The organism is Rhodopirellula sp. JB055, assembly GCF_043100905.1.
GTDB lineage: Bacteria > Planctomycetota > Planctomycetia > Pirellulales > Pirellulaceae > Rhodopirellula.
This window is the reverse complement of sequence record NZ_JBICHO010000151.1, coordinates 1-7,289: the sequence shown is the minus strand read 5'-3', so window position 1 is coordinate 7,289 and position 7,289 is coordinate 1. Positions and strand designations below refer to the sequence as shown.

5 protein-coding genes are annotated in these 7,289 nt (G+C 56.7%); 3 read left to right on the top strand and 2 right to left on the bottom strand.

Annotated elements, in window-relative coordinates; genetic code table 11:
• Positions 1 to 337 precede the first annotated feature (337 nt).
• A complete protein-coding gene (locus tag ACF8AM_RS06315; RefSeq protein WP_392554810.1) occupies positions 338 to 1,807 on the bottom strand; it encodes an aldehyde dehydrogenase family protein in 1,470 nt (489 codons plus the stop codon).
• Positions 1,808 to 2,507: 700 nt separating this feature from the next.
• The gene (locus ACF8AM_RS06310) at positions 2,508 to 3,581 is read right to left on the bottom strand and encodes an LOG family protein (RefSeq protein ID WP_008654382.1); all 1,074 of its coding nucleotides are present in this window, start codon (positions 3,579 to 3,581) and stop codon (positions 2,508 to 2,510) included.
• Between the two features lie 154 nt (positions 3,582 to 3,735).
• On the opposite strand from ACF8AM_RS06310, the gene larC reads away from it, so the two are divergent.
• From larC to ACF8AM_RS06295, 3 genes are all read left to right on the top strand, one after another.
• On the top strand, positions 3,736 to 4,926 hold the full coding sequence (gene larC, locus ACF8AM_RS06305; RefSeq protein WP_392554809.1) for a nickel pincer cofactor biosynthesis protein LarC: 1,191 nt from the start codon (positions 3,736 to 3,738) through the stop codon (positions 4,924 to 4,926).
• A 254-nt stretch (positions 4,927 to 5,180) separates the two neighbouring features.
• Entirely contained in the window at positions 5,181 to 6,467 is a 1,287-nt protein-coding gene (locus tag ACF8AM_RS06300; protein WP_392554808.1) for a hypothetical protein, read from the top strand.
• An 82-nt stretch (positions 6,468 to 6,549) separates the two neighbouring features.
• A partial coding sequence (locus ACF8AM_RS06295) for a M3 family oligoendopeptidase (RefSeq protein WP_392554807.1) occupies positions 6,550 to 7,289 on the top strand: 740 nt, incomplete at its 3' end.

The following is a 7,289-nucleotide window of genomic DNA, read 5'->3' as shown; positions in this document are numbered from 1 at the left end:
TAATTTGTCTACTTCATTGTAGGATATTTTGTTTCCAATGTTGGACACGTTGATGCCGGCAGCCAGTTCCGAGCTTTCGCCCATCAGATTAACCGGGGTGCGATAGTAAAAGGCCAGGTCGGCGGCAAAGGAGTTGCCCGCCCGGAAATCTCGCTGAACGCTCGCTTTCCGACCCCTCCCGCGCCGCGGGAAGGGTTCTCAAGGAGGTACTGGCACAGCACTTAAAAACTGCACAACCTCCTTCGTCGGGCGGGGGTCTTCAGGCATTGCGAGAACGGCACTTCAAAACGGCACGACTTCCAAGGCCCGACAAAGCCTGTGTCGCCACTTCCGTGGCTCAAAGGGCCACCGTCACGGTTTTGCTTTCCAAGTAAGCCTTCAGGCCTTCGGTGCCTAGTTCGCGGCCTTGGCCACTCATCTTGAATCCGCCGAATGGGGCGGCGGCGTCGAAGACGTCGTAACAGTTGACCCACACGGTTCCCGCGCGAACGTTGGCGGCGAAGTGGTGGGCTTTCTTGATGTCTTGCGTCCACACGGCGGCCGCTAATCCAAACATCGTGTCGTTGGCTCGTTTCAGGATGTCGTCGCTGTCTTTGAATGACAGCACGCTCATCACGGGACCGAAGATCTCATCGCGAGCGATCGCCATGTCGTCTTGAACGTCGGTGAACACGGTCGGTTCAATGAAGTAACCACGATCTCCGGAACGCTTGCCACCACTGACGCAGGACGCGCCTTGCTGGTTGCCTTTGTCGATGTAGCTCATGATCTTGTCGAATTGAGCTTGATCGATTTGAGGACCCTGTTCCGTCGTGTGTTCGAACGGGTTGCCGACGACGCGGTTGTTCGTCAAATCGGTCAGCTTTTCGACGAAGGCTTCGTGAATCGATTCTTCGACGAACACGCGACTGCCGGCACAGCAACATTGGCCTTGGTTCAGGTACAGACCCACGAAGCTGCCTTGCACAGCAGCGTCCAAGTCCGCGTCGCTGAAGATCACATTGGGACTCTTGCCGCCCAGTTCAAACGTCAGTCGTTTCAACGACTGGGCGGAGTTCTTCATGATCAATTGAGCCGTTCGGTGTTCTCCCGTGAAGGCGATTTTGTCGACGCCAGGATGGTCGACCAGGGCTCCACCGGCGGTTGGTCCAAAGCCCGGCACGACATTGATGACGCCATCGGGGAAGCCGACGTCTTTGGCGAGCTGTGCCATTCGCAAGCAGGTCAGCGGTGTCTGTTCAGCGGGCTTCATCACGATCGTGCAACCGGTGGCGAGAGCCGGGCCCCACTTCCAAGCGACCATCAGCATGGGGAAGTTCCAAGGGATGATCTGACCGACCACACCGACCGGTTCTTTCCGTGTGTAGCAGAGGTAGTTGCCGCGAATGGGAACCGTTTCGCCTTGGATCTTGTCCGCGTAGCCGGCGTAGTAACGCAGGGCATCAATTACCAGGGGCAAATCCGCGTGCCGTGATTCGCGAAGGGGTTTGCCGTTGTCGAGTGTTTCAAGTTGAGCCAGCTCATCGATCTCGTTCTCAATCGCATCAGCAAGCTTCATCATCAGCCGTCCGCGATCGCGAGCGTCCATCGTCCGCCAGGGACCCGACTCAAACGCTTTGCGAGCCGCCTTCACCGCCGCGTCGATGTCTTCTTTGTCACCTTCGGCGATTTGAACGATCTCTTCTTCGGTGGCTGGGTTGATCGTGGCGAACGTTTTTCCGCTGGCCGAATCACGCCACTGTCCATCGATGAACAACTGGGTGTGGCGAACTTTTGGGGGTGCGATTTCTGGAAGGGTTGTCGACATCAGAGATCCTCGTCGGCTGCGATGGGGATGGGGGCCAAGCTTTTAGCTTAAGGCTTTGCAGGCGAGCATGCCAACCAATGCGATCGTGAAGATGCTTCATCGAAACGCATGGGGGCGAGGGGCGATGTGGTCCCTCGCTGACCGGTTTGTTGATCTCATCCTAACCCCAAGCGTGGGCAAGGGATCACCTGCCATTGCAACGAGCTGGTAGATCCCTCGCTCACGCGTTTTGAAGTTGCGCTTTTCTCAAAACCCGAAGCGTCAGCGAGGGAAAAACGATGTTGACTTCGCCTCGCTGACGCGTCGGGTTTTGGGAAAACCAATGCCCCACGCAAAAACGTAACTTCAAAACTCACGCGTCGGGTTGTGAACTCGAGTCAATCAACAGGCTGTGACGTGTCGGGTAGTGAGGGGATGAGTTGGCTAGCAGGTTGTTGATTGAATACGTTGGGTAGATTGAGCGATCAGCCGATGGGCGATAGCCCACGGTTACCGAAGACGAACCCGACCCTATCGCGTTCTGGCTGGTCTGATATCAACAGTTTGAATGTTCGGTTGCTGGATCTGCGTCGCACGATTGCTGGGGCTGTCCTCGGTCGCCCCTCCGGGACTGGTGAAGTAGCAGGAACTGTTTCCGGTGCCTGACGGCACCGGCAAGGGCTGTGCCGGCCCGTCGGGCCTCGAAGTGTTCAAACTCTGTTCAGCACTCGGGATCGGGGGTGGTGGTCAGAGGGTGACCGTTGATTTGGTTGATCAACATCCGCAATCGACCGAGACCACGACGGTTGAAGTGGAACACCAACCTTGGGAAGTCGGCCAGCTCTGGCTCGCCGGCTTCTTCTGGCAATGGACCAGTTTGTTCGAACGTGCCATCTTTCAGAATATCAGCGAAGTTGGTCCGGATAGATTCCAACGCTTCCTCAGAAAGCTTTTGCTTCATCCGCAACACCAATTGGTGACCGACGTAACGTTGTGAGTGATAGACGTCGTAGAACGTCAGCAGTTCTTCGACGGCTTCATCAACCGAGTTGGTGATTTTGTAGAGGGCCACGTCCTCGGGACTGATCATGCCGTTGCACATCAGTTGCTTGTCGATGAACTTGCCGAGGTCCTTCCAGTAACTGCCGCCGGGATGATCGAGGAAGATCAACGGCATCATGGTTTGCTTGCCGGTTTGCAACAGCGTCAGAACTTCGAGGCCTTCGTCGAGCGTCCCAAATCCTCCGGGCAAGCAGACGATGCCGCTGCACTCTTTGAGGAACATCAATTTGCGAGTGAAGAAGTACTTCAACGTGACCAGCTTGGGATCGTTCTCGATGTATTCGTTCGCGCCTTGTTCGAACGGCAGCATGATGTTCAGACCCATCGATGCATCGCGTCCGGCACCTTTGTGACCGGCTTCCATGATGCCGCCGCCGGCACCGGTGATCACCATCCAACCGTGAGCGGCCATGCGGCGACCCAGGTCCACAGCGGCTTGATAGTCGGGGCGATCGGGTGCCGTCCTGGCCGATCCAAAAATGGTGACTTTGCGTCTCCGTCGATACGGCCGGAAGACCTTGAATGCGTACCGCAGTTCCCGGATCGTTCGGGAAAGGATCTTCACGTCACCGCGAGCCGTGTTGTCCTTTTCCAATCGCTCGATCGTGTGCCGCATGACTTGGTACAAGTCCTGCGACTGATTGTCGGAGATCGGATCATCGATCGGTTGCGGCCGTTGCAATTCATCTTCGCCAATGGCTTCGGCTGGCAAATTTTCGTTTTCGTCGGTCATGAAAAGTTCCGGAGGAGATGACAAGCAAGTTGCGGTAGGCAGACAAGTTACCACGAATCAGGTGTTCACCGGAACGCGCTTTGTGGAGGCCTCTGGTGAGGTTTTGATGAAGCGGCGGCCTGGTAATTTCAGCTCGTTTTGCTCCATTATCCGCATGACAAAAACACTGCACTTTGACTGTTTATCGGGAATCAGCGGCGACATGACGTTGGGCGCCCTGATCGATTTGGGCGTGTCCGTGGACCAGATCCAGCAGGGGCTGCAATCGCTGAATCTGCCGGATTTGAAGCTGCGGACCGAGGAAGTGAAAAAGTGCGGTTTCCGTGCCGTGCAGATCCACATCGATCACCCGCCGGAAAAGGCTCACCGGCATTTGCATCACATCGATGCAATGATCGACGAGGCCACCGAGATCAACGAATCCGCCAAGGCTCTCGCGAAAAAGATCTTTTTGTGCGTGGGCGAAGCGGAAGCCAAGGTCCATGGTTGCTCGCTTCGGAAAGTCCACTTCCACGAGGTCGGCGCGATCGATTCCATCGCGGACATCGTCGGCGTTGCGATCGCGATCGATGCGTTGGACGTTCAACACGCGACGTCGTCAACCATTCCCACCGGGACCGGTGCGATCACGATTGATCATGGCCGCGTTGCTGTGCCGGCGCCTGCCACCGCGGAAATCCTGACGGGTGTGCCCTTGATGGCATGCGACATCGAATCCGAACTGACCACGCCCACCGGGGCCGCGATCATCAAGACGCTGGCTCGATCGGTTGGACCGCCTCCGGCGATGACTCCCTTGCGAGTGGGCTATGGAACGGGAACACGTGATCTGGAAGGCCACGCCAACCTGTTGCGGGTGACGCTGGGTGAGCTGACCGAACCGAGTTCTTCCCAAGGTCAAATCGAAACCGATCGCGTCACCTTGTTGGAAAGCAACATCGACGACGCGACGGCGGAACAGTTGGCCAATGTCAGCGAGTTGTTGATGAACGCGGGAGCCCTCGATGTTTGGCAGACGCCCATCGTGATGAAAAAGGGACGCTTGGCGACAACGGTTTCGGTGTTGTGCGACGCCAGCCGAATCGGTGCGTTGCAAACATTGCTCTTCACTCAAACCAGCACGATCGGAATTCGACGAACGGAGATGAATCGGTCCAAGCTGGCTCGCGAAAGTCAGACGGTTCAAACGCCCGACGGACCTGCGAAGGGCAAGACGGTGCGTTTGCCGGATGGAACGCTGCGGTTCTCGTTGGAAAATGACGAGGTCAAACGATTGTGTGCCGCGACCGGGAAACCCGCCGATCAAATTCGGACGGAAGCCCAGGCAGCGTTTGCCGCCGGCTAGATCGTAGGCCACGGTTCCACCTGGCACGCACTGAGTTGTAGGCCATGGTTCCACCTGGCATGCACTAAGTTGTAGGCCATGGTCCCACCTGGCGAGGGCAAGTACTCGAGCGATAGACGACTCACATTGCCAATGAGTTAAAGCGTCATTACGCCTCGCTTCTTTCGCAGCATCGGCTGGGTTGCCAGGTGGAAACCTGGCCTACTTACCAAATTTTTGCGCCCCTGCTAGCGGGTGATCTGGCCTGGGGGAGCATGAACGCGAAAACAATTTCACTCGGCTGTCTGGGTTTGCTGTGCGTCGGTCTGTTGGTGGTGATGTTCCCAATCGGGCTTCGGCAATACCGGATTCAGAAACAGTTGCAGACCATTGCGTCGGCTGGTGATCCGATCTCGCTCTCGGAATTGGGTGATCGGACTCCCGCATCTGTTTGGCCGATGGCGGACAAAGTGGATGCGCGACGGGAGATACTGCAGGTCATCGAGTCGGCGGAAGAACTCGCCAAGACTCTCCATCCGTATCTGAATTCCGATGCGGCAGCTGATCTTCACCGACCATTGTCTGCACAAAACGAGGCGTTGTTTGAAGACGCTTTTCAAAAGCACCCAGAGGTCGTGCCTGCTCTGCGAGACGCGTCGCATTGCCAGCGATACGCGTGGCCCTCTCCGCTAGCGCCGTCGGGTGTGATGCCGCCCGATCAATACATGCAAGTCTTGCTGAAAGAAGTCAGCCGATTGCGAATGGTTGGCCGGTTGATGCTTTGTGGTTCGCGGTTTTTGGCAGCCAAAGGCAAGGTCGATGAATCCGCGATGCTGTGCGTTGATTTGATGCGTTTGACAGGATTGCAAGAGACGGGTCCGACAGTCGTTGTTTATCAAACCAACGTTGCGATCCGGCAGTCCGCGATCGATCAACTCAATGCGATCATGCAGGTCTCGCCGCTGGATCCCGGCACGCACGCGGCAATCGAAAAAGTGTTGGCGGAACAGGAATCGAGCGACGCGTTCTTGCACACTCTCAAAACCGAACGGGTTTACGGGATCGCTTCGATTCAATCCATGCCGGCAGCTTTGCGAGTGTTTTCGAACCAGATGCCGGACTACTTGGCCGCGATGCAGAATCAAATCGACAGGGGCAAAACGCCTCCCTGTGATTGGTCAGCCAATCGTGGTCCACCGACGGAAGTGATGACGCAAGCAGCGATGACTGCGATGGACTCCTGTCGTGCATCGTTCGAACGAGATCGCATTCGATGTCGGTGTCTGCGGATTCTCAACGCGATCCGAGACCAGGGGCTGACGGCGTCGGAAGTGAACCTCGATCGGTTGGGTTTGCCGGCCGAGGCAACGCGGGACCCGTATTCCGGCCAAGCCTTGAAGTTCGAGCCAGTCGAGATCGAGCCCGGCCGGACTGAACTTGGGCGGACTGAACCAGGGCAATTTGCGTCCGGTGAGGGATGGCGGATTCATTCTGTGGGGCCGAATCCGTTCCAAAACACCGCGAATCAGGCGAATGGACAGGATCTGGGACTGGCCCCATGAGGCGGTGATGGCGGTTTGAGTCGGATGTTAAACTATCCGGCTTGAACTCATCTTCACTCCTCTCACCAACGATGCTCCACGGATGAACGCACCTGCCGCCACGAAATTGCCAACCCGCGACGAAGTCGCTGCCAGCGATTGCTGGGACCTGTCCAGCCTGTACGAATCCCAGGAGGATTGGCAGGCTGATTTCGACACGTTGACGTCGAAAATCGACACCTTCGAAACCTTCCGCGGACGCTTGGGCGAATCGGCTCAAGTCATCCGTGAGTTCTTGGACTTCGATGGCGAGTTCGACCGAATGGCAGAACGCTGCGGCACCTACGCATTTCTGCGAACAACCGAGAATCAATCCGATAGCGATCATCAAGCCCGCAAGTCGCGGTTTCAAAACTTGGCCGTGAAAGCGTCGCAGGCCAGCAGCTTTGTTCGTCCCGAATTGCTGAGCATCGAGCCGGAAAAAATGGAATCGTTTTTGAACGATCCGGTTCTGGAACCCTACAAGTTGTTGCTCGAGCGAATCGTACGTTATCGCCCACACACGTTGACCGATCGCGAAGAACGTTTGCTGGCGATGCAAGGCGAGATGGCTGGAGCGGCGGGCAATGCCTTTCGTCAGCTCAACGACGCGGACCTGCGTTTCGGTGAGCTCGAAAACGAAGACGGACAACGGATGGAGTTGTCGCACGCGACGTTCATTCAGTTTCTGCACAGCACCGATCGCGACGTTCGTAAGAAGGCGTTTGATCAGTACTACCAAGTCTTTTCGGATCACGAGAACACGCTGGCGGCGACCTTGGCCGGCAGCGTCCACCGAGACGT

Coding starts and splice junctions, on each gene's coding strand:
- ACF8AM_RS06315 (WP_392554810.1), bottom strand. CDS start 1,807: ATGTCGACAACCCTTCCAGAAATCGCACCCCCAAAAGTTCGCCACACC.
- larC (WP_392554809.1), top strand. CDS start 3,736: ATGACAAAAACACTGCACTTTGACTGTTTATCGGGAATCAGCGGCGAC.
- ACF8AM_RS06300 (WP_392554808.1), top strand. CDS start 5,181: ATGAACGCGAAAACAATTTCACTCGGCTGTCTGGGTTTGCTGTGCGTC.
- ACF8AM_RS06310 (WP_008654382.1), bottom strand. CDS start 3,581: ATGACCGACGAAAACGAAAATTTGCCAGCCGAAGCCATTGGCGAAGAT.